Below are 21,162 nucleotides of genomic sequence, written 5' to 3'. Positions count from 1 at the left end.
AGAAGAAAGAATCTATACATGGATTGCTTGGAAGAAGATACCGGCGGGGAAACCCGCATGTTCATGCCGCCGATTTTGAGACGCTATCAGGTCGCCGCTGACAGATGGTGCTTGTTCCCGGAAGAAAGTGATCGGCAAAAGCATCCCGAATGGTTCCGACTCCCCATTCGTCGCGGGTCTCCTGCTCTCGGAAAGGCTGAATCATATTCAGCATCTTCTGCCGATCTTCGTCGGCAAAATCAATCCAGCTAAATGATGTGGTGAGCTCTGCTCGTTTTACCTTCATGCCGTTGGCTAACCGATATGCGGCTTCAATGGCGCTTGTGCGCAGTGTTTTGGGCGCATCGACAAGGGCCTTATCCCCGGTTCGTGGCAGGGTGATATCGAAAAGAAGATCAGGGGGCGGAGAGCTTTCTGGCATGTTCCAACGGAATCCTTGCCCGTATCGTATCCCGATCCTCGTAAATTTCCTCGATTTTGCCGGCGAGGCGCCAGAATGGTTGGTCCCCATCCTCCACGATGCCCCGACCGCGGAGCAAATCTTTTACCACAAGCAGGTTGAGCAGCCATTGGGAACGGCCTGTGAGGATCATTGTCTTCATAGTCGCATCGGGCATGACGCTGCACCCTAAGTCTCTGAGATAAATCGAGTTGCTCAGGGTTCTCCAGATGGCTTCCAGAACGATCGGTAGCCTGCCGAAGCTCTTTTGTTCAGTGAGTCTCAGGTAGATGCTGTAAAGATCCTGTGCCGGAATCTCCATGCTGGCATTGCGCTTTTTGGCCAATAGAGCCCGTTCCAGCGCCCGCTGCTCCAATTCATGTTCCGAAAGACTCCCGCCGGCAAGCTCCTCAAACTCATCTCTCGTGACCGGCAGCAGGGAAATCTGCTGGGTTCCGACGACTGCCCCGGCGTCGGCCAATCGTTTCAAAAGACGGTCATAGACGATCTGCTCTGCGGAATCCAGATAACACAGATTCAATACGATGATGGTTTCATGCTTCTGTCCGATTCTATCTATTCGACCGATGCGCTGCTCCACTTTCATCGGGTTCCAGGGAAGATCGAAGTTGACTAAAAAGTCCGCTGTCTGCAGATTGAGACCTTCAGCGGCAGCGTCGGTACAAACCAGCACGTCGATTTCTTCCCGCAGAAACCGGTGCTTGATTTCCTCCCGCTCCACCCCGACCATTCGATGTGTTCCTGGATCCAGGTATTGGCCTCCCTGACCGGAATAGGTTCCAATCAGCAGATCGGGGTCGGCGGTGCGCAGTCGAGCGACAATGTCCGTAAGGGTGTCGTAAAATCGTGTGAAGACCACCGTCTGCCTGATTCTGCCCGTCCCATCGATGCGTCTAGCTCCAAGTACCTTGAGCAGTTCCGTCATTTTGGTCGAAGCTCCGGATATTTCAGTCAAGGCCGACAGCAAATTCTGCAGCTGCCCTTTCTCCCATTTTAAATCTTCGGGAGTTCTATCTTTCAATAAAGCCTGTACGGCCTCGCTATCATCCTCGGATTCTTCCAGCACATCTTCAACATCGAGCTCTTCATCTGTTATGCCCTCACCATTAGTGAGATGCTGAAGGGTTGCCTCAACTTTCGCGAGCCGCCTGAGGGTCTCGCGGATGGCAAAGAGGCTCGACGCAAACCGCAGCCGCAAAAAGCTCAGAATAAATCCTACAAAAGTTCGACGCCGTGTGTCTCCGCCTCCTCCCAGCCGTGCTGCCAGCCCCTGGCAATAGGCCTCCAAAAGATCATAGACCCTGCGCTCCAGATCGTTCATCACGATTTTGGGAATGGGCCAGATCTTTCGCTCTGCCAGGTTGGAGTTCAACTGCCCCTGGTCGCGATAGATCTCGAGCAGCGACCGGTTGTGGCGCAGCATAACTCGAGACAAGGGCGAGCTCACAAAGATGAGTCGCAGCATGCCTTGTCTGTCTCTCCCTCTCGGTACGCGTCCCTGTTCCAACCATTGCCTGGCGGCGAGTCGGATTCGACCATCGATAACGGCATCTTCAGTAAATTCCCGGAAAAAGGGGTCCTGGCTCTTGACGGCCTTGGTGCAGGAACGCAGGAATTCCCATTCATCGGCATCTACTTCTTCTTCATTGACCAGTTTGCCGAGGATCGTATAGTAGCAATGCATTAGAGTCGGATCGAAAAGAAACGGGCCCGCCCTCCCGGTCAGCTGAATTAAGTCCGCCGCCTCTACCGGGTCCAATTGCATCGGGGTAGCGGTTGCCAGCAAAAGACTGCGGCATGCCTGCATTAAGTCCTTCTGCAATACTTTATAAAGGTTGACGGCGGAGCAACTTCCACAGGCGCTGCACTGGTGCCGTCAATCTCCAAGGGGCGACCGGTCAAACTCTCGCCAAATTGAATCAGTCGCCTGCGCACCGCTTCGGGAATGGTCAGAACTCTCAGGGCGGGATTTTGATCGTTCCAGAGGGATTCAAACTCCTGTTCGGCTTCTTCTACTCTCAGCAGTTCCGTATTGCCCTGCCAGTCGCAATGGACATCTATATTCTCGGCGTTAAGAGTGAGGGCGCTCTTCGATTCATTTAAAGAGCCCGAAATATAAAGTCGGCTGCCGAAAGAGTCCGCAAAGAGGCCCCACTTCATGTGGACGTAACCGTCCTCTACCGCGTCTACTGCCAGTGGTTCGCCGGTCAACGCATGGACGCGGAAGGCGACTCGCACTTCCAGGCGTTCTCGGGCAACCATCCACCCCAAGAGCTGGACCCCTCGTACCACCTCCTCCGGCCATGTCTCAAGGCCCTCCAGCTCGTCGTTAAGCCGTTTTTCCAGCCGCTCTTCAGAGCCCTGCAGAATAGCGGCAACATCTTCGTGTTCGAGATCGGCACCCACAATGAGGCGCATTTGACCCTCTCTGCCGGCAAACGCCGAAAACCCTTGGGATGCGGCAGCTAAGGATGTGGAGCGGAAATATCCGGCAACCCGGTCGTAACGGACCGAACGTAGAAGGACGGGGATGTAGAAATCGTGCAGTATATCAACGGACTTGCCATCGGGCTTGACGGCAGAGGTGCGATAGGAAATGCGCCATGGAAATCCTTTGAGCCCCTCGGTTTTATCGCTGGATTCTCTCATAATGATCCGGGCTTACGAGCGTTGGTTCCTAACTGATTTCCTTCCATCAATTCTGTATATCGCAAGGTTATCCCGTTGCCAGGGATCGCACACTGAATACTTCGTCCTCAGTCAACGGTTCAATGAGCGATTCAGCTACTGTCAACACCGCGATGGTGTTCCCCAGAGCGTTGAACACTTCCAGTGAGTATCCATCTTCGGCATCTGGAACAGAATGGTGATCCACAATAGTTGCCACATCACCCTTCTTCAACCTTTTATCGGGAAGGTCCCTGGTTAAGACCACTTCCTCAAATAATTCGTATTTCATTACCTTTTTCCTTTATCCGGGTACATCGTTATAAACTTGGTGATGTTGGTCGCCCTTTCTATCATCCAGATGGTGCATACGGCCAGGCTCCTTCCATTGGGACCCATCAGCTCGCCCGTGATCTCGTACAGGTCGCCGTATGGCGATTTTTCCGTCAGTAAGGCATCCCGCGGCAGTATCTGGTTGCGTAGGTCATCTTCCAGGATCTCCCAGTTGTCTCGGATATATCCCGCTTGACTGAGCCATTTAGATTTATCGTTTCTTTTCCTTGGAGTCAGCAGGTATTTTGTTAATTTTTCGGTGGAAATGAGAGCATCACGGCTCAGTCTCATGGATCTGCCCGCCAATCACTTTTGCTTGAGCGATCAATTCATCTTCAGTCCAAACCGAAGGGTTTCGGCCTCACGACGAAGGTCTGGATCAACCATCTCTTTGGCCCAGACATCCAAAAGATCCAGGATTCTCTCTTCATGGCCTGTAGCGTGCTTCTCGAGGTAGGGGCGGGCGCCGGTAATATCGCTTTCTCGATAGCTCTGAATTAGTCCATGCAGCACGTCCCAATCCGTCAGAGGACTTTCCAACCGTTTGGTGTTGCGCTCTTCAGGGAGCGCTAACCTTAGTTTTGAACCGCTGCGGAGCAAAGGAGCATGGTAGTCGTTATCCCCGGCCGAAGACGCTCGACTGCGGCCTCTACTCCCTCCCGCTTCCTGGTTGATGCCAATCATATTCCCTTCAATTCGATATCCACCTGATTTGGCAGTAAGGACTATGTTGAGGGAGCGTGACAAGTTGAGCGCTTCATCATATGGAAACGAGTTCAATCCCCATATGCCGTATGCGGTGAGGGCCATCGCCGTTTCCGGATCCAAATCCGCCACAGTTAAACGCCCCGAAGTGATTCGTTTGATCTGATTCTCGGCTACGACCCGGCTGGCCTCATTCATGGCTCGGATCGGGCCGACTTCTTCATCTCCGTCCATGACCGGCCATTGTTCGGACAGCACATGCAAAGCTCGTCCATAACAGGCCACCATTTCATCCACGGGATTGAGCTTCAACTCTGCAAACTCCTTTAGGCCCTGCTCCACAGCACTCTGAATTTTATGCTGTACGCCCTGGCCGCCAAGGCCGCTCCAAAAGGCGGGGAACGAATTTGACTCTGATCTTTTGCGACAGGACAGAAAGACGAAACTAGCTGCAGCTGCCATGTCTTTTTGGTGGAGCGATGCCCCTGATTCGGATTCGATGGGGAAGGATGCAGTTATTGTCCAACCGCTGTCGATCAGGGAACGTGTAAGGACTTCCCACCCATCCTGAGTCTTATGGGTGAACATGATTGTCATTAATCCTTCATCCTTTAAAACCCGCCGACATTCCGAGAAAATTTCCTTCATTAATTCTTCATACCTTGTCTTCGCAGAAGCGGTATTACCGTCCCGAACTGGATTTGCAACCGCTTCATCGCTCTTGTTCACCAACCTACGGAAAATATGCCGGGGTAGAGGTCTCCAAGTGTCCGCCGCTGCCAGACGTAGAAGTAGTCCGAGAGCTCACCGTATTGGACATTGTTGTAATAGGGCGGATCCATACAGACTAGTGTGAAGGCGTGGTGATTATACTCCATGTCTAGCTTGAAGACCGCAACCAGAGCCAGATTGCGGCAGACGCGAGAGTCATGATGCTGACAGGAATGCCAACTCGCGCATGAGATAGTGCAGCGTTCCACCAAAATTCCATTTTTCTGCCAAGGTTCCTTCCGGGCTGCCGGCGACTTTCCTGTATTTCGCAGTGATGCCTTCTTTAATTCGCTTTCTGTCTTCCTGACAGAATTTGTTCTCCATACTTGGCCGAACCCTCTGATTCAATAAGACCCTTTCGAGCTGTTCCGATTGTTGAAGAAAAAAGTGCAACAAAGTGGAGAGTCTTTCCAAAAAAGGCCTCCCGCCCTCCTTCAGTTGGGTTTTGCCGCAGAAACTTTGAGGCTTGCGACCGAAGCGGAAAGATCTTTGATTTTTTCAGAAGATAGATCCAAATCCGCGTAGATTGCCTGTAATGTCGGGTCTGCAGAGATGAGCTCGATAGGGTAGATGTCCTCGCCAACCACCTTAATTTCCTCAAATCCTGCATCTTCCATGGCTGCGAGGTACTCCTGCTTCATCAAAGCTCCGGCTATGCAGCCCACATAAGCTTCCACGGATTGGCGGATAATTGGGGGTAGTTCTTTCAGCAGGACCATGTCGGAGACCATCAGACGACCGCCCGGTTTCAACACTCGGAACGCTTCTTGGAAGACCTTTTTCTTGTCAGGGGATAGATTGATCACACAGTTGGAAATGATAATATCGACATGATCGTCGGAAACCGGCAGGCTTTCGATTTCTCCCAGTCGAAACTCGACGTTTGTGAAGTTGCCTTGCGCGGCATTTTGCCTTGCCTTTTCGATCATCTCGGGGGTCATATCCACTCCGATCACCTTGCCTTTAGGTCCTACCTTGGAGGCCGCAAGAAAGCAGTCGAATCCGGCTCCGGAGCCAAGATCGAGAACCACTTCTCCCTCCTTGAGAGAAGCGAGCGCCACCGGGTTGCCGCAGCCAAGCCCAAGGTTTGAGCCGTCCGGCACAGCCTGCAGTTCCTCATTGCTGTAACCTATTCTTTTGCTGATGCCTTCCGCCTGGGCGGTACTTCCGCAGCACGTGCTATTGCTTCCGCAGCAGGGTATATTCTGCAACGCCACCTTCGCATATCCTGATTTCACCGCTCTTTTGATCTCTTCAGCTTTCATCTCAAACATCTCCTTCTGAATGTCCAATCTTATCAGAATCCACTGATACTCTTCAGCACCGGACCGAGGAATTCCTTGACCCGCTCCGCAAGGGCATCAGCTTTAATCAACGTGAAGCAACATATCTCTCCGTCCTTTTGCCAGCTGATGAGGGCAAGCTTATCGCCCGCCCGGATGTTTGCCCTGTCGCGCAGTTCCTTCGGCAAAACCATCTGCCCTCTCTCGTCAACCGCAATGAGCGACTCGATCTTGCAGCAGTCTTGGTCCTTGGCCTCGGGACCGCAACAGGGCTCGATCTTGCTTTTTCTTGCCATGATTTCTGTCTCCACGGAATGCTAAAATAGATTCAGCACATTCAGAATATTCTGCTTGCTCGGACAATATCATGACAATGTTCTTTGTCAAGTCCAAAGATTTGGGCTCAGCTCCCGGCGATGGCCCTCCGAATCAGTTCGCTTGGAGGTATTTTTGAAAGCTGCCCAGCTTCTCCCAAGTAGGTGCGTCATCCCAAGCCGTAGTTCAACGATTTGTCAGCCTCGGGCTCTATGGCGCGGCCATTGACTCGAACCGTGGGCGAGCCCGGGAACTTCAGGGCCGTTGCCTGTTCTGCCGTATCGACGACAATCACATGGAGGCGAACTCAGCAATTCCCGCAACCGGCTTAAAGTCGGTTCTGGCATCACGCTCGCTTGAGACCTTTCGTAAAGTGCGAGGCTCTATTTCAAGGCACTTTACTGTATTACCCAATATTTTTTTGGAATAGGTTGCGCACCGTTGCAGGACATTTCACACAAAAGCCCGCCGTTGCCGCAGGTGGCGGTCTCAAACTGCAGGATGGGATGATCGATGCCGAACCGATGAGAAAGTTTGTGTCGAATCGCTTCCGCCAGGTTTGCCGTCTGGCTGACGGGTTGATCGTCAACCACCACGTGGCAGGAAAACGCGACGCTGGATGAGCTTACATTCCAGGCATGCAGATAATGCACGTTGCAGATGCCGGGAAAGTCCTTCAGAAAAGTTCTAATTTTTTGAATATTCAATCCCTTCGGGGTGGCGTTCATAAGAATCAAGCCGGCTTCCTTCAAGATCGACCAGCAGTTTTTCAGGATGAATAAGACGATGACCAACGAGAGCATCGGGTCCAGCCAATACCACGGTTTAAACATCAAAATCAGGCCGTTTACCAGCACCACAACCGATGTCAAGAGGTCGCCCAGCATGTGCAGGAAGGCGCCGCGGACGTTCAGGCTGTGCTTTGCATCGCGGTGCAGCAGCACTGCGAAAAAGCCGTTGCCAAGCACGCCGATCCCGGCGATCAGCATGACCAGCTTGCCTGAGACGGCTTCCGGGTGATGAAATCGGTGTAGAGCCTCGTAAATGATAAAGCCTGCCGCCCCGATGAGGATGACAATATTAAAACAGGCGGCCAGCACTTCGGCACGCTGATAACCGAAGGTGTTGCGCGGGGAAGCCCCTTTGCGCCCGATCAGGTAGGCGAAGTAGGCTGCCAGGATGGCGGTGAAGTCGCTGAAATTGTGGGCTGCATCGGAACTCAGCGCCACACTGCCGGCGTATATGCCGCCAACCACCTGGGCCGATGGAATGATGAAATTGAGCCCCAGAGTGATCAGCAGCCGCGACCCGCCGGTGCTTTCCACATCGACGTGATGATGCGTGCAGTGAGTGTCGTGGGCATGGAGGTGGTTTTCACGATGACCAGCTGGAAGGTGTTCGCTGTTCGCATGATCTCCACAGCACGAATGGGAACTTTCAGGATGATGCGTCATGGAACCATCCTTTGTCTCCTTTCGTAACATTTTTGCTGTGAGAACCGGCCGAGGCTGCTTCGGTGGGCAGCCCATTTTCCAGCCACACCGTCCAGCCGTTGACCAGCACCTGCACGTTGCTGTAGCCCTACCCGAGAAGCGCCGTCGCCGGTTCTTTACTCAGCCCGCAGCCTGCGGAATGCTTCTCAATTGCATGCAAGTGCGCTCATGAATACCATCCATATTCACCTCGATGGAGCATAGAATCAGTCAGAACGACCGCCATTGAAATGGGAAGAAGTTCTCAAATTCATGCCATTCTTGGAATCAAAAGGACCGGACAGGGGGCGAGCCGGGCGATGTTATAGGCGACGCTTCCCAGAAAAAGTTCAGAGACCAGTCCCTTTCCTTGAGTCCCCATGACCACCAGGGAATAGTCTCCTGTCGTCAGGCACTCCATTATTTTTGGCACAGGATGGCCTTTGAAAATTCTGCCACGAACCTGTGGCACTCCTGAAATCTCCATATCCTTCACCACGGCTTCGATCTCACTTTGACCGGCATTCTCGGGCTGTTTCAGGACGGACCAAGGGGAGATGTAGGTGGTCTCCAACACATGCAAAACGGTAACCTCGGAAAGTCCCTTGGGAACCAGATACTTGAGATATTCAGCAGCGCCGGCGGCCACTTCCGAAAAATCGGTCGGAAAAAGAACGTGGCGCAGCAGCTCCGAAGTGCGCAACTGGCAACTGCCTTCACGCCCTCCTTCCATTAGCCGATCGACATTTACAAGGAGGGTCGGGAATCGGGCATTGTGCAGCACGGCAGCGGATACGGAGCCCAGCACCGCCTCCCGCCAGGCCGATTTACCGTGAGATCCCAGCACAATGAGGGAAGCACAATGCTTTTGCGCCACTTCGTTCAGGGAGAAAGCCGGCAGGCCGATGGGCGTTTCTACAACCACTTCAAACCCCTGGCTTTCCAATTGTGACTTTTGCTCTTCCAGTCTGGGACGGGCTGCCGCACGTGCGGATTCCTCCGCCCCGACCAGGCCTTTGGTGACGATGACATGGGTGAGTATCGCCTGCGAGGCTCCCAGCGCCCGAAGCTCCGCCCCGCAGCCTACGATCAGGTCCCAGTCTGCAGAAAGGTCTGTGGCCAATACCATCTTTTCCAGCATCACTTTTTCTCCTCATCGTTACATATTCAAATCGCTGCCGCACTCAGTGCCTGCCCTTATCCGGTTTGGAGTCCGCATGCAGGGATTCATGTGCGCAAGTGGGGCAAAGCAATACCTCCGCATCGCCTCTGCGGCATTGAAAAAAGAGCGAGCTCCCCGCTTCGGCCCCGCAAGCCGCACACACCGGCGGGGTGAAATACTTCTGCTTGAATTTCAGAGCCACGCCCACCAGGCTGATCAGCACCGGAACCTCCACCAGTGGCCCGATAACGGCGGCAAAAGCTTCACCCGAGTCCACGCCGAATACGGCCACGGCAACCGCTATGGCGAGCTCGAAATTGTTCGAGGCGGCGGTGAAGCTCAAGGTGGTCGCCTGCCCGTAGGTTGCGCCCACCTTGGCCGACATGTAGAAACTCACCAGGAACATGACCACAAAGTAGATGCAAAGGGGGATCGCGATTCGGACAACGTCGAGCGGCAGCTCGACAATGTATTCGCCCTTGAGTGAGAACATCACCACAATGGTAAAAAGCAGTGCAATCAGCGTGATGGGGCTGATCTTCGGGATGTATTTCTGTTCATACCACTCCCGGCCTTTGGTCTTCAGTCCGATCAGCCGCGAGAGCATTCCCGCAAGGAAGGGAATCCCGAGATAGATGAAAACACTCTCGGCAATTTGACCGATGGAAATGTTGACGACCGCACCCGTGATGCCGATCAAGGGAGGAAGCACGGTAATGAAAATGTAGGCATAAACGGAAAAGAAGAGCACCTGAAAAATGGAATTGAAAGCCACCAGACCGGCGCAGTATTCCGTATCTCCCCCGGCGAGATCGTTCCACACGATCACCATCGCGATGCAGCGGGCGAGCCCGATCATGATCAATCCCACCATGAATTCGTGGTGCCCGGAAAGGAAGGCGACTGCCAGCAGAAACATCAGGATAGGACCGACGATCCAGTTTTGCACCAAAGACAGGGTCAATACCTTGACGTTGCGGAAGACCTGGCCCAGTTCTTCATACTTCACTTTGGCAAGAGGCGGATACATCATCAGGATCAACCCGATGGCAATGGGGATGTTGGTGGTCCCCACCTGAAAGTAATTGATCACATTGCGAATGCCGGGATAGAAATACCCGCCGCCGACGCCGACCGCCATGGCCAGAAAAATCCACAGCGTCAGGAAACGATCCAGAAAGGAAAGCCGCTTGGCCACTGATTCCATCTAAACAATCCTCCTTTGTCAGTGAACAGTGAACTGTGATGAGTGAACTGTGAGCAGTTATTTGGCCTTCAGGTATTCAATGAGGCCTAAGGTCATCTTTCTGACATTTTCGATACCTCTTTCCAGGGCAATCGAACTTTCTGTGCTCACTCATCACTCATCACTGCTTCCGGAAGTTTTTCCACAAACACCCTGATTTCGTCGCGTACGCGCCGGTAGTGAGCCAAATTTTCCTCTTCACTTGAACTTCCGGCGGCAAGTTTTGGCGGATCATCAAACCCTACGTGCATCACTTTGGTCTTAGCCGGGAAAAACGGGCACGACTCGTGGGCTCTGTCACATACGGTGACAACGTAGTCAAGACCGATTTGCTCGACCTCAGAGACATCCTTTGATCGATGTTGCGATATGTCTATGCCGACTTCAGCCATCGCCTTGACCGCCCTTGGGTCGATGCCATGTGGCTCCACTCCGGCCTGCTCCAGAGTAGCTTTGGCGCAGCCAAGCTCACAGCCGTCAATGACCACCATCTGCGGAACATCCTTTGCCGATTGGATAAAGCCCTGCAGTTTGCCGCCAATGCCGGCCAAACAAAATATTTTGCCGAAGCCTTCCTGAGTCAGCTCGACGCCAGCCTGATTGGACAACTGCCCCACATTTGAGCCGCCCGAGCAGGCCAAGATCATAATGTTTCCACTCAGCACAACAACTCTCAGCCACTTTTGTCCTCCTTTACCTTCTGAAACTCCAATTTTGCATTTATTGTTGATCACCACAAAGAGCACTGAGAATTACGAAGAAAAGACAAAGAGGTAAATAAATTCCTCTTTGTGATCTTGGTGGCCTTCGTGGTTCAAATAAAATCAACTAATTACGTAAGAAGTGCAAAACCATAGATTCTGAGACTGTCTATAGCCCGGAACCTGACACTTTTGCCCGAAGGCTAAAAGCAAGAGGCTGGAAGCAGGCATCAGCCTTCCCGTTTCCTGCCTCTCGCCTCCAGCATCTAGCTGATCCAGCCTTTGACCTCATCCTTGGTGGGGACTTTACCTACCGACTTGACTATACCATCAATAACTACGGCGGGTGTTCCGAATACGCCGTAGCTGCCGATATCCAGTATGTTGGTGATCTTTTCGATGTTGGCCTGTATACCGGCTTCGCTAACAGCTTCTTTAACCACTTTTTCCGTTTGTTGGCACTTCGGGCAGCCAGGACCCAATACTTTGATTTCCATTTGAATCTCCTTTCTTATTTATCTTTTGACCACAATGACAGGATTCTTGCTGTGCCGGATAACGTGCTCAGAGTCCGAAGTGCTTTCAGCCTCGCTTTGGCTAATGACGTGCAAAAGTATCACCTCTTTTATGCCGCTGCCTTTCATCTCAACCAAACAACTCAGAGCCTTCGAGGACTCTTCAGAAAGATCAGTCGGGTAAAGAATTTTTTTAAACACTTCGGTTACCTCCATTGGAGCCCAAGTGTTTTGAGCCGGTTCCCTAACTGAAATAATGCCCGAAGATCATCCCGCAGATGGTGGACATGACCACCACGAGAATCACAAAAACCAGGGTCTTTTTGCTTCCCATGATACTTCGAATTACCAGCATGTTGGGCAAAGAAAGCGCCGGGCCCGCCAAAAGCAGTCCCGCCGCCAGCACACCGCCAAACAGGAGCGGCGTGAAGTCCCCCGATGAAATGGAAAGCGCCATCCGTCAGCTTGTATCCCGTGCGGTCGCGTCGACAGAGGTGATCGATATTTTCGCGGCGGCAGGCATGGAGAAACCGGACATCTCGATCATGTCGGATGAGTTCCCCGAAGAGGTGCAGGCTCTACCTCAGAGGAACCTGGCCCTGGAGTTGCTGAAAAAACTGATCAATGACGAGATCAGGTCGCGCTCGAAAAAGAATGTGGTTCAGGCCCGTTCCTTTGCGGAGATGCTGGAGCAATCGGTACGAAAATATCAGAACCGCACCATAGAAACCGCAGAGGTCATTCAAGAACTGATCCGGCTCGCCAGGGAACTGCGGGAGGCGGGAAAGCGCGGGGAGACACTCGGCCTGAACGAGCGCCAGGGCAAGGCTCTGGGCTATCTCTTCCAGCACGGCAGGCTGACCATCCAGGACTTTGAAGCCCTCTGCCCGACCGTCAACCGCCGCAGCCTGCAGAGGGACCTGAAGGGGATGCTGGACAAGAATTTGATCACCGCCGAGGGGGCGACCAATCAGTTGGTCTATCGGCTTCCTGGGTGACTTCCGGGGTAGCTTGCGACAAACTCGCGACAAAACTTGCGACAAACTCACGACACGGCTTGCGACATGCCCTGGCTCAACGATCAAGTACCGACCAAGTAACCGACCAAGTAGATTTACGGCTCCATCTCCAGCAGAAACCGCCAGACCGGCACCACCTCGATGGTACCGAAGCCCACGGGGATGGTCTCATCGGTGCGCCAGGTGACGATGGTCCCCTCCGCCACCGCCAGCTCGACCATGGCTTCGGAGAGGGAACGGACCTCACTCTGCTTGACGCGGGGATCGGCCAGCGAGGCGCAGACCTGGACCAGCAGTATGGCTCGTTCTTGTCCCGGCACTGACGGCAGCAGCGCGACAAGGTCCACCTCCCGGCCCGTCTTGGTCTTGTGATAGAAGATTTCCGGCGTCACCCGGCGCAGCGCGGTGAACACCAGGTTCTCCAGCAGGCTGTCGCGGTTGGTGAGGATGCCGGAGCTGACCGAGGCCGCCAGGCCGTGGTCGATGCAGTATGCCTTGCGGGGATTGAGGCTGATGCGGGTCGGCGAGTTGGAAAAGATGTTCACGCTGAACAGCAGCCCGGCATTTTCGAACGCGACGAGCCAATCGACCACCGAGCTTTTGCGCACCCGGTGTCATTCATGCTTGGCCTGCCGGAAAAAGCAAATGGTTTGCCGAAGAGGCTGGCAATTCTGTTTGATTCGTGGTTGGGAACCAAACCGCCGTCCGAAATCTTTGACAAGAGCAATCCCGCTTTGCGGAAAACGGGCGCGGATGTTACATAGAGGAAGTGTGGTTTACGCCGCTTCCCGCTCGTGCCAGGCGACGATGCCGCCGAGCCGCTCCTGCCGTTTGACCGATCCTGCGGATGTGCGCCGGAAATCGGCGCAGATGACGTTGTTGCCGGTGCCCTGGCGGGAACGCTGGGTGTGGTAGTAATCGAGCCAGGCGCGGTTGATGTGGGCCAGTTGGCCGAGCCCGAAGCAGATGAAGTGGTTCAGGCACTGGTGCTTGCAGGTGCCGATGAAGGATTCGCAGAAGGCGTTGGCCTGCTGCATCACTCAGGCCTCACCGGGATGAAAGGTCGGCTGGCTCATGTAGACCCGGCGGCTGCCCGGATGCAGGAAGACCAGCACATAGGCGTCGAACTTGCCGCGCACTGTGTAGACCGGCTTGGTGAAGAAGTCGCAGGACACCAGCGATTCCATGTGGGCGCTGACGAACTTCGACCAGGGAAGGGCGGGCTTGCTTTTGGTCTTCTCGGGAGGTGGCGGGCAATCGGAGCGCTTCAGGATGTCGCGGATGGTGGTGACCCCCACAAATGAAGTGATGCAACACCGTGGCATGTCGTCCATTGAGTGATTCAACCGGCTGTGGAGGGAGAACCCATGTTCCGTTGTGACATTGAAGAAGATTTGGGGATAAGATGGATCAAGGTGGAAGGACGAATCGACAGTTTGAATGCTCCACTGCTGCAGCGCGAAATGCACCGCTTGATCACCTCCGGAGAACGGATTCTGGTGGCCGATTTGAGCCGTACGAGCTACCTCAGCAGCGCCGGTTTGCGCGTTCTCATGGAGGCCTTCAAACAGCTGAAAAAGGTGGAAGGGGTAATCTATTTCCACCGAATCTCGGCGCCCGTCAGAAGCGTATTTGAAATGAGCAACCTGACGGAAATATTCATCTTGGTTGAGGGAATGGAGGAAATTCAAGAACGGTTGCACGGAGGCAAATCTCCGCTGTCGGTGGTGTCCTCAGAGATGGACGGAATCTCGGTCGATGCTTTGGAGCGTGACTCCGTTTCCCCGGGTGAATTCTTCACGTTCGGTTCCCCAGACAAACTGTCAAGCGCTTCCTATTGTGAAAGTGACGTGGCGACGGTCACCTCGGATGAGGTCCGGTTCGCCACAGGTCTGGCGGCATTGGGCGAACATTACGGCGAATACAAGGACCTCTTTGGCGAAGCCATGACCGTACAGGGCAACTTTTTCTACTACCCTGCCGTGAATCGTCCTGCAGTGGACTATATGCTCTGTTCGCAAGGGAAAGGGAGCTTCGCCTGCAAGTATTTGCATGGCTTTGGTTTCAACGGCGACTACCGCCGCATTCTCTCCTTTGAACATGGGGAGCGTTTTGTCGATTTGAGCAAACTGGCGCAGCTCTGTGTTACAATCAGTTCGGCCGACTTGCTGGGGATCGTTTTACTGGCGGAAAGTAAGGGCTTTTGGGGAATGCACCTGAAACGGTCTCCCATTAGCGAGAACCGACCGGCCAATGGAAAAGACATTTTTGCCGCGGAAAATTTTACTCAATGGGTCAATTTCCCCGTGGAACCGGGGGAAATTGACCACATCATCGTCGCTTGCGGGATCGTGGCGCGCGACGGGAAAAAGGCGTCTGCGCGGGTGCAGCAGGTGGTGGGGGAAGGCAAGAATTTCCATTTGCACGCCGGGGTCTTCGCCCGGGAACCGCTCAACAGAAAGATTGAATCGTTTGACCAGGAGTTGTCCCGCATCATCACCGAGCTGCCGATTTATAAGGTCCAGCATGCACTGGGGCGCACCTTATTCAGCAGAGGAATGGCGGGAATCGTTGAACTGCAAGGATAAAGCCCATGGAACTGTGGATTGGTGCACTGAATCTCGGATTCCTGTATGCCTTCATGACGATGGGCGTATTTCTGACCTTTCGCGTTCATGACTTCCCCGATATAACGGTCGACGGCAGTTTCACCTCCGGAGCAGCCCTGGCGGCGGTGCTCATCGTGGCCAAGGTACACCCTCTCATTGCGCTGCTGGCGGCATTCGCCGTGGGGGCCGCGGCAGGCGCAGCAACCTCCTTCATCAACACGCGCTTCAACGTCAACGGTCTGCTCGCCGGAATTCTGGTCATGACCGGTCTTTATTCCATCAACTTGCACATCATGGGGCGGTCGAACATCCCGCTGTTGGATCAGGCCACTTTTCCAGACTATCTGGAGGCAGTCAATCCCGGTCTGCACCCGGAAGCCTGGATCACTCTGATATTGCTACCGGTGATGCTGGCTTTCTGGCTGCTGACAGGGTTGTTTTTCAAAACGGATTTAGGAATTTCCATGCGTGCTACAGGTAACAACCCCATCATGGCTGCCGCTGCCGGAGTCGATGTGGCACGCATGAAGACCTTCGGCGTGGCGCTGGCCAACGGCCTGGTGGGCGTTTCCGGCGGCCTGGTTGCCCAGTACCAGGGATTTGCCGATATCGGCATGGGTATGGGAACCATTGTGATCGGCCTGGCTGCCGTCATCATCGGAGAATCCCTGATCCGCAGCCGGTCGCTCTATGCCAAAGTTTTGAGCGTGATCGTCGGCTCGATCATTTTCCGCATGCTCATTGCGGGAGCTCTTTTTCTCGGCATGAACCCGATCGATCTGAAACTGTTGACCGCCGTCTTTGTGCTGACCACTCTGGTGGCATCCAGGGCTTTGACGCACGGGACGGGCCTTACAGAAGACCGCCGTCGTTGGAGCCTCTCGCAGCCGATATGGCGGCGGATTGGCTTGGGAGCTGCGGCATTGCTGACGGCAATGGTTTTGGTCTGGACGTACCGCACCCCCGGTGGCGTCCCCAACCCGTCCAGCCGTACCGCTAAAATCGGCGTCTTACAGATCTCGGATCATGGTCTGCTGAACATCACCCGAGACAGTCTGATCGAGGAGTTGGCCAGGCTTGGCTACAAGAACGGCGACCATTGCACGATCGATCTGGCAAATGCCAACGGCGACCTGCCCACCGTCAACACCATTCTCGACAAGTTCATCCAGGATGGGATGGATGTCATCGTACCCATTTCTACGCCCTGCACGCAGGCAGCCATCAACAAAGTCAAGGATAGACCCGTGGTTTTTGCCACGGTCGCCAATCCTTTTATCATCGGCGCCGGCCGATCCGCAACGGATCATCTGTCCAATGTCACCGGGGTATACGGCTGGGTGCCGATGGACAAGACCATGGAACTGGTACGATCCATCATTCCCGGTCGCATGAGAATAGGTTCTATCTGGGACCCGGCCCATGCCAATTCCGTATTCAATGTCACACTGCTGGAGGATGCCATACGTGGGAACCCGGACGTGACCTTGATCGGGGCCACCATCAGCAGTTCCTCGGAGGTCTACCAGGCGGCATTGTCTCTCGTTCAAAAAGACATTGACGCCTTCCTCCTGGTTCCGGACAACATTGTCTATTCGGCCTTTGAATCGGTCGTCAAGGCGGCCCGGCCCAAACACATCCCGATTTTCCTGAGCGATGTGGAGCGGCTGGGCGACGGGGCGCTGGGCGCCCTCGGGTATGATTACACAGCCAGCGGCATCCAGGCGGCGCGGCTGGTGGAACGTGTGCTCAAAGGAGAAAACCCGCGCGACATCCCATTTGAGAGGTATCACCAACTCACTGTGGGAATTAACCTTAAGGTCGCCAAGGAACTGGGCATGACCATCCCGCAGGGGGTACTCGAAAAAGCCACCCGCGTGTACGGCGGCGATAACTCGCGTGCGGTTCTGGATGCCGCCCAATAGACGGGAGGGGAGTCGTTCGTCCTGAGCAGTCATGGCGGGATGCCGCTATGCGCTTGCGTCGATGGGGCAACATGACGAGGAAGTGATGATCCGAATAACGCAACTGCACAAAACCTTCAATCCGGGCACGGTCAATGAAGTTCATGCCCTCCGGGGAGTCAGCCTGCAAATGCGGGCGGGGGAGTTTGTCAGTCTCATCGGCACCAACGGTTCCGGCAAATCCACCCTGCTCAACGGAGTGGCCGGCACTTTTCTGCCGGACTCCGGGACCGTTGAAATTGCCGGCGAGGATGTGTCGTGCAGGATGGATTATCAGCGGGCCAGGCATGTTTCGCGGGTATTCCAGAATCCGTTCATGGGCACCGCAGCGGACATGAGCGTCGTTGAAAATCTGCACATGGCTTACCTGCGCGGTAAAAGGAGCTACCCGAAGGTGGGATTGACCCGGGAACGACGCGAGGTGTATCGAGAGCAAGTGAAACTGCTGGAGATGCAACTGGAAGATCGTTTGGACGATGTCATCGGGACGCTTTCCGGAGGTCAGAGGCAGGCCCTGACTCTCCTCATGGCGATCATCAGCAAGCCAAAGGTGTTGTTGCTGGATGAACACACGGCGGCACTGGATCCCAAGTCGGCGGCTCAGGTGATTCACCTCACCCGGCGATTCATCGCCGCGCAACAGCTCACCACCCTCGTAGTGACGCACAGCATGCAACAAGCCCTGGAGCTCGGCGATCGGACCGTCATGATGAACAAAGGAGAGATCATTGACGACATCTCGCGGGAAGAAAAACAGCACCTGACAGTAAACGATCTGCTGGATAAATTTGCGGAACTGCGCAAGGCGGAGCGATTGACCGAGGATATGCTGGAAGCATTGCGCCGCGAATATCTGTAGACCCAACGGTGGCAAAGGATGCATCGAGGAGGCTCTGCACGAGAGCGCCTCGAGCACATGGTCGACCCATGAAGATCATTTTTGCACTGCTCCTGATCATCTTCCTGGCGTTCAGCGGATATCACCTCTCCTTTCGAAACTTCAAATTGCCGCTTTTTGCGCGCCACTTCTACATGACGGGGATCGAGTTCATTTTTCTGGGACTCCTGCTCGGCCCGCGTTATTTGAACATCCTGGACAGCAAAACGCAGAGCGGGCTGGCTCCCCTTGCTGCCCTACTGCTCGGATGGATCGGGCTGCTGTACGGTTTTCAGTTCGAAATCAAGAAACTGCGTCGCTTTCCCCTGGAATATCTGGCGGCAGCCAACCTGCAAGCAGGGATCACTTTCTTTCTGGTGCTCTTTGGAGCCTACTTCACTCTACCCTATTTTCTTGCAATACCGCCCTCCCAGAAAATGGTTGTCGCCCTCACCCTTGCGGCCGCCGCCGCTTGCACCGCTCAAACGGGACTGGCTCTCATGTCTCCGGATTTTCCGGGGCGCAGGCACGAATTCACTCGGTTCTTGCGCTACATTTCCAGCATTGACGGTCTTGTTGCTCTGGTCATCTTTGGATTCGCTTATGTCTTGCGCCCATCGGTCCTGACAGACGCTTCCGTTTGGTCGAGCCTCCCCCGGGCGGCCATTGTCAGTCTTGGCGTATGTTCGGTCCTACTCATACTGTTCAGCCTTTTTCTGCAGAAATTTCCAAACGATGACGAGCTCGCCCTGATCGTGGTCGGGATGGCGATTGTGATCAGTGGCACGGCTTCGATCCTGAATTTTTCCCCATTGCTTGCCACCTTTTTCGTCGGCTTCGGGCTGGTGAACTTTTCCAGAGACAAAGAGCGCATTTACCGCATCCTGATCAGCATAGAAAAACCTTGCTATCTGCTTCTGATGGTTTTTCTCGGGGTACGATGGGAGCTGGAAACCGCCTGGATTTTGTTGCTGGCCGCCGGCTACTGGCTGTGGCGCTTCATGGGTAAGGTGGCGGGCGGGTTTGCCGTAACACGAATTGTCGTACCACAAAAAAAATGGCCGGCCAATCTGGGATTTGGGCTGGTCGATCAGGGCGGACTGGCCATGGTCATCCTGTTGGACTTTGCCCAGAGCTTTCCCTTTGAAATATCCGGTCAAGTGATCAGCCTTGCACTGCTGGCCATCGTTTTGAGTGACACAGCAAGCCCCCACCTGCTGAGAATACTGTTGCACAGGAGCCGGGCATGAAACGTTCGCGAAAATCCCAAACCACTCCTTTTAAACCTTACGTGCTGGCCTTCCTGCTGCTGTCCGGGCTGGCACTATGGCTGCAGAAGGTTCCGTTGGAATCGAGCTGGCAACATGCCGGCATGACAGACTTTTCTCTGGGGATGGTGCTACTGGTGGCTTTCGTCACCGGTCAAACGGCCAAAGCCATCGGCCTGCCCATGATCAGCGGTTACATTTTTGCGGGCATCGTGGCAGGACCATATGTCTCCGGCTTCCTCAGTGCGGGCATGGTGGATGATTTGCACCTTATCGATGATCTTGCTCTCAGTTTCATAGCTCTCACGGCGGGGGGCAGCCTGCACTTGGATTTCTTAAAGAAAAGAGTCAAAGCCATTGCACTTAACGTAGCTGCTCAGACTCTGGCTGTCTTTGCACTGGTAGCCTCTTTTGTTTACGCCCTGGCTGAACAATTTGCGTTTACCAAAAACCTCTCTCCGGTCGAAGTGGCCACTCTCGCCATCCTCCTGGGGGTAGTCTGTATCGCCCGGTCACCTTCTTCAACCATTGCGGTCATTAGCGAATGCGGAGCCCGCGGGGTATTTACGGAAACCGTGCTGGGCGTGACGGTAGTGATCGACGTGATCATCATCATCCTTTTCACGCTCGCCCTAACCGTCTGTGAAATGCTGCAATCAACCATTGCCGCCATGGATCATACGGTGTTTGCGGCACTCACCGCAGAAATCGTCGCATCCATCGTTGTGGGTGCCATTGCGGGCAAAGGGATAGCGCTCTACATCGAGCGAATCGGCCATGATCTTGCACTCTTTCTTCTATTCTTTGGCTTTGGAGTGACCCGGTTGTCTCTGTGGCTGAACCAATTCATGCAGGCGCAATTCCAAGTCGCGCTGCATCTCGAACCATTGCTCATCTGCATGAGTGCGGGATTGACGGTGCAAAATTTCAGCACAACGGGCGGGGCGTTTATGGAGAGCCTGCACCGATTGTCCCCGCCCATTTATGTTTTGTTTTTCTCTCTGGCGGGCTCCTCGCTGAATCTGGCAGCTCTTGGGCAAACCTGGCTGCTGGCTTTGTGCCTTGCCACCGTCAGAGCCGCAGCCCTGTTTGTGGGTGCCTGGTTGGCGGGAACCGCGAGCAGAGACCGTCCCTTGCACAACCGCCTTGCGTGGATGGGATATCTTGCTCAAGCGGGCGTTTCGCTGGGGCTTGCGCAATTGGCAGCACGTGAATTTTCCGTCATCGGTGATTACTTCTGCACCATCGTGCTCGCCGTCATTACTCTCAATCAGGTGCTCGGCCCGATAACCTTAAGATGTGCCCTGAATTTGACCGGCGAAGCACCGCCAGGCCAGCGGCCGGCATGATCACAAAAGCCCTACGGCTGCGAAGCGTCCTTCACAGCCCGTCCCAGCTTCTTTTCAATGTGCAGCCGGTGCTGTTTGGGATCCACTTCGAGCCCCAGCTTCCCCGCACGGAGCAACGGGAGCACACAATACATTCCCATGTGTGGTCGGCCCGCGTCGTGGAATAGGGCCTCCAGGTAAGCTACCGCTTGATCCAAAATCTGCCGGCGGTCAATGGCGGTAAAAATGGTCTTGTTGTGCGTCATACCGCCGCTGGTCAGGGTTCGAAAACCTGCGAATATGGGTACGTGATGGCTGATCAGCTGAAGCAGGTCGGTTGATTCCACGACGGTGGCTCCGGTGACGCCGATATCCAGCCAACCGGTCATGAGCTCATCGAGCAGTTCCTCATCGTTGATCACAGCCAGCAGCAGATACATGCAATCTTCTCATATGGTGCGCCCACG

The 21,162-nt window shown here is 54.4% G+C and carries 23 protein-coding genes and 2 pseudogenes; 6 read left to right on the top strand and 19 right to left on the bottom strand.

Features of this window, described 5'->3' with window-relative positions; all coding sequences use genetic code 11:
• Nucleotides 1-61 precede the first annotated feature (61 nt).
• The 15 genes and pseudogenes from K1V27_RS15920 to K1V27_RS15855 form a co-directional block, all read right to left on the bottom strand.
• Nucleotides 62-421 carry a DUF6361 family protein gene (locus tag K1V27_RS15920; protein WP_258931040.1) on the bottom strand — a complete coding sequence of 120 codons (360 nt, stop codon included), beginning with the start codon at nucleotides 419-421 and terminating at the stop codon, nucleotides 62-64.
• Nucleotides 396-2,267 carry a helicase-related protein gene (locus K1V27_RS15915; protein WP_258931039.1) on the bottom strand — a complete coding sequence of 624 codons (1,872 nt, stop codon included), beginning with the start codon at nucleotides 2,265-2,267 and terminating at the stop codon, nucleotides 396-398. Before K1V27_RS15915 ends, K1V27_RS15920 begins: the two co-directional genes overlap by 26 nt.
• Nucleotides 2,267-3,109 (bottom strand): phospholipase D-like domain-containing protein, encoded by an 843-nt coding sequence (locus K1V27_RS15910; protein WP_258931038.1) that lies wholly within the window; start codon nucleotides 3,107-3,109, stop codon nucleotides 2,267-2,269. The genes K1V27_RS15915 and K1V27_RS15910 overlap by 1 nt, the downstream gene beginning before the upstream one ends.
• Nucleotides 3,110-3,176: 67 nt before the next feature.
• Nucleotides 3,177-3,419, bottom strand: coding sequence for a DUF4926 domain-containing protein (locus K1V27_RS15905; protein WP_258931037.1), 243 nt, complete (start codon nucleotides 3,417-3,419; stop codon nucleotides 3,177-3,179).
• Nucleotides 3,419-3,751, bottom strand: coding sequence for a DUF6883 domain-containing protein (locus K1V27_RS15900; RefSeq protein WP_258931036.1), 333 nt, complete (start codon nucleotides 3,749-3,751; stop codon nucleotides 3,419-3,421). Before K1V27_RS15900 ends, K1V27_RS15905 begins: the two co-directional genes overlap by 1 nt.
• A 33-nt stretch (nucleotides 3,752-3,784) precedes the next feature.
• Nucleotides 3,785-4,477, bottom strand: a complete 693-nt coding sequence (locus K1V27_RS15895; protein WP_258931035.1) for a hypothetical protein — start codon at nucleotides 4,475-4,477, stop codon at nucleotides 3,785-3,787.
• 893 nt (nucleotides 4,478-5,370) lie between these two features.
• The gene (locus K1V27_RS15890) at nucleotides 5,371-6,201 is read right to left on the bottom strand and encodes an arsenite methyltransferase (protein ID WP_258931034.1); all 831 of its coding nucleotides are present in this window, start codon (nucleotides 6,199-6,201) and stop codon (nucleotides 5,371-5,373) included.
• 32 nt (nucleotides 6,202-6,233) lie between these two features.
• The gene (gene hgcC, locus K1V27_RS15885) at nucleotides 6,234-6,515 is read right to left on the bottom strand and encodes an HgcAB-associated protein HgcC (protein ID WP_258931033.1); all 282 of its coding nucleotides are present in this window, start codon (nucleotides 6,513-6,515) and stop codon (nucleotides 6,234-6,236) included.
• Between the two features lie 417 nt (nucleotides 6,516-6,932).
• Nucleotides 6,933-7,988, bottom strand: a complete 1,056-nt coding sequence (locus K1V27_RS15880) for a cation diffusion facilitator family transporter (protein WP_258931032.1) — start codon at nucleotides 7,986-7,988, stop codon at nucleotides 6,933-6,935.
• 289 nt (nucleotides 7,989-8,277) lie between these two features.
• Nucleotides 8,278-9,147 (bottom strand): universal stress protein, encoded by an 870-nt coding sequence (locus tag K1V27_RS15875; protein ID WP_258931031.1) that lies wholly within the window; start codon nucleotides 9,145-9,147, stop codon nucleotides 8,278-8,280.
• Nucleotides 9,148-9,190: 43 nt separating this feature from the next.
• Nucleotides 9,191-10,375: an ACR3 family arsenite efflux transporter gene (gene arsB / locus K1V27_RS15870; protein ID WP_309574019.1), complete on the bottom strand. Its 1,185-nt coding sequence runs from the start codon at nucleotides 10,373-10,375 to the stop codon at nucleotides 9,191-9,193.
• A 146-nt stretch (nucleotides 10,376-10,521) separates the two neighbouring features.
• The gene (locus tag K1V27_RS15865) at nucleotides 10,522-11,061 is read right to left on the bottom strand and encodes a putative zinc-binding protein (protein ID WP_258931030.1); all 540 of its coding nucleotides are present in this window, start codon (nucleotides 11,059-11,061) and stop codon (nucleotides 10,522-10,524) included.
• Between the two features lie 320 nt (nucleotides 11,062-11,381).
• Nucleotides 11,382-11,612, bottom strand: coding sequence for a thioredoxin family protein (locus K1V27_RS15860; RefSeq protein WP_258931029.1), 231 nt, complete (start codon nucleotides 11,610-11,612; stop codon nucleotides 11,382-11,384).
• Nucleotides 11,613-11,630: 18 nt separating this feature from the next.
• Nucleotides 11,631-11,846, bottom strand: a complete 216-nt coding sequence (locus tag K1V27_RS22865) for a universal stress protein (RefSeq protein WP_353740594.1) — start codon at nucleotides 11,844-11,846, stop codon at nucleotides 11,631-11,633.
• Between the two features lie 28 nt (nucleotides 11,847-11,874).
• Nucleotides 11,875-12,030 (bottom strand): annotated as a pseudogene (locus K1V27_RS15855) (permease); the annotation flags it as partial.
• Between the two features lie 34 nt (nucleotides 12,031-12,064).
• Here K1V27_RS15855 and K1V27_RS15850 point away from each other — a divergent pair.
• A pseudogene (locus K1V27_RS15850) lies at nucleotides 12,065-12,445 on the top strand (type I restriction enzyme endonuclease domain-containing protein); the annotation flags it as partial.
• 299 nt (nucleotides 12,446-12,744) lie between these two features.
• Here K1V27_RS15850 and K1V27_RS15845 read toward each other — a convergent pair.
• The 3 genes from K1V27_RS15845 to K1V27_RS15835 all read right to left on the bottom strand — a co-directional run bounded on the left by K1V27_RS15845 (nucleotide 12,745) and on the right by K1V27_RS15835 (nucleotide 13,983).
• The gene (locus K1V27_RS15845; protein ID WP_258931026.1) at nucleotides 12,745-13,257 is read right to left on the bottom strand and encodes an ATP-binding protein; all 513 of its coding nucleotides are present in this window, start codon (nucleotides 13,255-13,257) and stop codon (nucleotides 12,745-12,747) included.
• A 168-nt stretch (nucleotides 13,258-13,425) separates the two neighbouring features.
• Nucleotides 13,426-13,686 (bottom strand): transposase, encoded by a 261-nt coding sequence (locus tag K1V27_RS15840; protein ID WP_258931025.1) that lies wholly within the window; start codon nucleotides 13,684-13,686, stop codon nucleotides 13,426-13,428.
• A gap of 3 nt (nucleotides 13,687-13,689) precedes the next feature.
• The gene (locus tag K1V27_RS15835) at nucleotides 13,690-13,983 is read right to left on the bottom strand and encodes a hypothetical protein (RefSeq protein ID WP_258931024.1); all 294 of its coding nucleotides are present in this window, start codon (nucleotides 13,981-13,983) and stop codon (nucleotides 13,690-13,692) included.
• A gap of 33 nt (nucleotides 13,984-14,016) precedes the next feature.
• Between K1V27_RS15835 and K1V27_RS15830 the strand changes: the two genes are divergently transcribed.
• From K1V27_RS15830 to K1V27_RS15810, 5 genes are all read left to right on the top strand, one after another.
• Nucleotides 14,017-15,237 (top strand): STAS domain-containing protein, encoded by a 1,221-nt coding sequence (locus K1V27_RS15830; protein WP_258931023.1) that lies wholly within the window; start codon nucleotides 14,017-14,019, stop codon nucleotides 15,235-15,237.
• 5 nt (nucleotides 15,238-15,242) lie between these two features.
• Entirely contained in the window at nucleotides 15,243-17,183 is a 1,941-nt protein-coding gene (locus tag K1V27_RS15825; protein ID WP_258931022.1) for an ABC transporter substrate binding protein, read from the top strand.
• Between the two features lie 85 nt (nucleotides 17,184-17,268).
• Nucleotides 17,269-18,081: an ABC transporter ATP-binding protein gene (locus tag K1V27_RS15820; protein WP_258931021.1), complete on the top strand. Its 813-nt coding sequence runs from the start codon at nucleotides 17,269-17,271 to the stop codon at nucleotides 18,079-18,081.
• 68 nt (nucleotides 18,082-18,149) lie between these two features.
• On the top strand, nucleotides 18,150-19,349 hold the full coding sequence (locus K1V27_RS15815) for a cation:proton antiporter (protein ID WP_258931020.1): 1,200 nt from the start codon (nucleotides 18,150-18,152) through the stop codon (nucleotides 19,347-19,349).
• Nucleotides 19,346-20,716 (top strand): cation:proton antiporter, encoded by a 1,371-nt coding sequence (locus K1V27_RS15810; protein ID WP_258931019.1) that lies wholly within the window; start codon nucleotides 19,346-19,348, stop codon nucleotides 20,714-20,716. The genes K1V27_RS15815 and K1V27_RS15810 overlap by 4 nt, the downstream gene beginning before the upstream one ends.
• Before the next feature lie 11 nt (nucleotides 20,717-20,727).
• Here K1V27_RS15810 and K1V27_RS15805 read toward each other — a convergent pair whose 3' ends face one another.
• The gene (locus K1V27_RS15805) at nucleotides 20,728-21,135 is read right to left on the bottom strand and encodes a hypothetical protein (protein ID WP_258931018.1); all 408 of its coding nucleotides are present in this window, start codon (nucleotides 21,133-21,135) and stop codon (nucleotides 20,728-20,730) included.
• Nucleotides 21,136-21,162: the final 27 nt, after the last annotated feature.

This window comes from Desulfoferrobacter suflitae (genome assembly GCF_022603395.1).
Classification (GTDB): Bacteria; Desulfobacterota; Syntrophobacteria; order Syntrophobacterales; family Syntrophobacteraceae; genus Desulfoferrobacter; species Desulfoferrobacter suflitae.
This window is presented reverse-complemented; position numbering and strand designations above follow the sequence as displayed.

Excerpts from the sequence above, each read along its gene's own strand:
- K1V27_RS15860 (WP_258931029.1), bottom strand. The coding sequence starts at position 11,612 with ATGGAAATCAAAGTATTGGGTCCTGGCTGCCCGAAGTGCCAACAAACG.
- K1V27_RS15905 (WP_258931037.1), bottom strand. The coding sequence starts at position 3,419 with ATGAAATACGAATTATTTGAGGAAGTGGTCTTAACCAGGGACCTTCCC.
- K1V27_RS15900 (WP_258931036.1), bottom strand. The coding sequence starts at position 3,751 with ATGAGACTGAGCCGTGATGCTCTCATTTCCACCGAAAAATTAACAAAA.
- K1V27_RS15875 (WP_258931031.1), bottom strand. The coding sequence starts at position 9,147 with ATGCTGGAAAAGATGGTATTGGCCACAGACCTTTCTGCAGACTGGGAC.
- K1V27_RS15815 (WP_258931020.1), top strand. The coding sequence starts at position 18,150 with ATGAAGATCATTTTTGCACTGCTCCTGATCATCTTCCTGGCGTTCAGC.
- K1V27_RS15820 (WP_258931021.1), top strand. The coding sequence starts at position 17,269 with ATGATCCGAATAACGCAACTGCACAAAACCTTCAATCCGGGCACGGTC.
- K1V27_RS15915 (WP_258931039.1), bottom strand. The coding sequence starts at position 2,267 with ATGCAGGCATGCCGCAGTCTTTTGCTGGCAACCGCTACCCCGATGCAA.
- K1V27_RS15825 (WP_258931022.1), top strand. The coding sequence starts at position 15,243 with ATGGAACTGTGGATTGGTGCACTGAATCTCGGATTCCTGTATGCCTTC.
- K1V27_RS15880 (WP_258931032.1), bottom strand. The coding sequence starts at position 7,988 with ATGACGCATCATCCTGAAAGTTCCCATTCGTGCTGTGGAGATCATGCG.
- K1V27_RS15920 (WP_258931040.1), bottom strand. The coding sequence starts at position 421 with ATGCCAGAAAGCTCTCCGCCCCCTGATCTTCTTTTCGATATCACCCTG.
- K1V27_RS22865 (WP_353740594.1), bottom strand. The coding sequence starts at position 11,846 with ATGGAGGTAACCGAAGTGTTTAAAAAAATTCTTTACCCGACTGATCTT.
- K1V27_RS15830 (WP_258931023.1), top strand. The coding sequence starts at position 14,017 with ATGTTCCGTTGTGACATTGAAGAAGATTTGGGGATAAGATGGATCAAG.
- K1V27_RS15840 (WP_258931025.1), bottom strand. The coding sequence starts at position 13,686 with ATGCAGCAGGCCAACGCCTTCTGCGAATCCTTCATCGGCACCTGCAAG.
- K1V27_RS15805 (WP_258931018.1), bottom strand. The coding sequence starts at position 21,135 with ATGTATCTGCTGCTGGCTGTGATCAACGATGAGGAACTGCTCGATGAG.
- K1V27_RS15810 (WP_258931019.1), top strand. The coding sequence starts at position 19,346 with ATGAAACGTTCGCGAAAATCCCAAACCACTCCTTTTAAACCTTACGTG.
- arsB (WP_309574019.1), bottom strand. The coding sequence starts at position 10,375 with ATGGAATCAGTGGCCAAGCGGCTTTCCTTTCTGGATCGTTTCCTGACG.
- K1V27_RS15910 (WP_258931038.1), bottom strand. The coding sequence starts at position 3,109 with ATGAGAGAATCCAGCGATAAAACCGAGGGGCTCAAAGGATTTCCATGG.
- K1V27_RS15890 (WP_258931034.1), bottom strand. The coding sequence starts at position 6,201 with ATGAAAGCTGAAGAGATCAAAAGAGCGGTGAAATCAGGATATGCGAAG.
- hgcC (WP_258931033.1), bottom strand. The coding sequence starts at position 6,515 with ATGGCAAGAAAAAGCAAGATCGAGCCCTGTTGCGGTCCCGAGGCCAAG.
- K1V27_RS15865 (WP_258931030.1), bottom strand. The coding sequence starts at position 11,061 with ATGATCTTGGCCTGCTCGGGCGGCTCAAATGTGGGGCAGTTGTCCAAT.
- K1V27_RS15835 (WP_258931024.1), bottom strand. The coding sequence starts at position 13,983 with ATGGACGACATGCCACGGTGTTGCATCACTTCATTTGTGGGGGTCACC.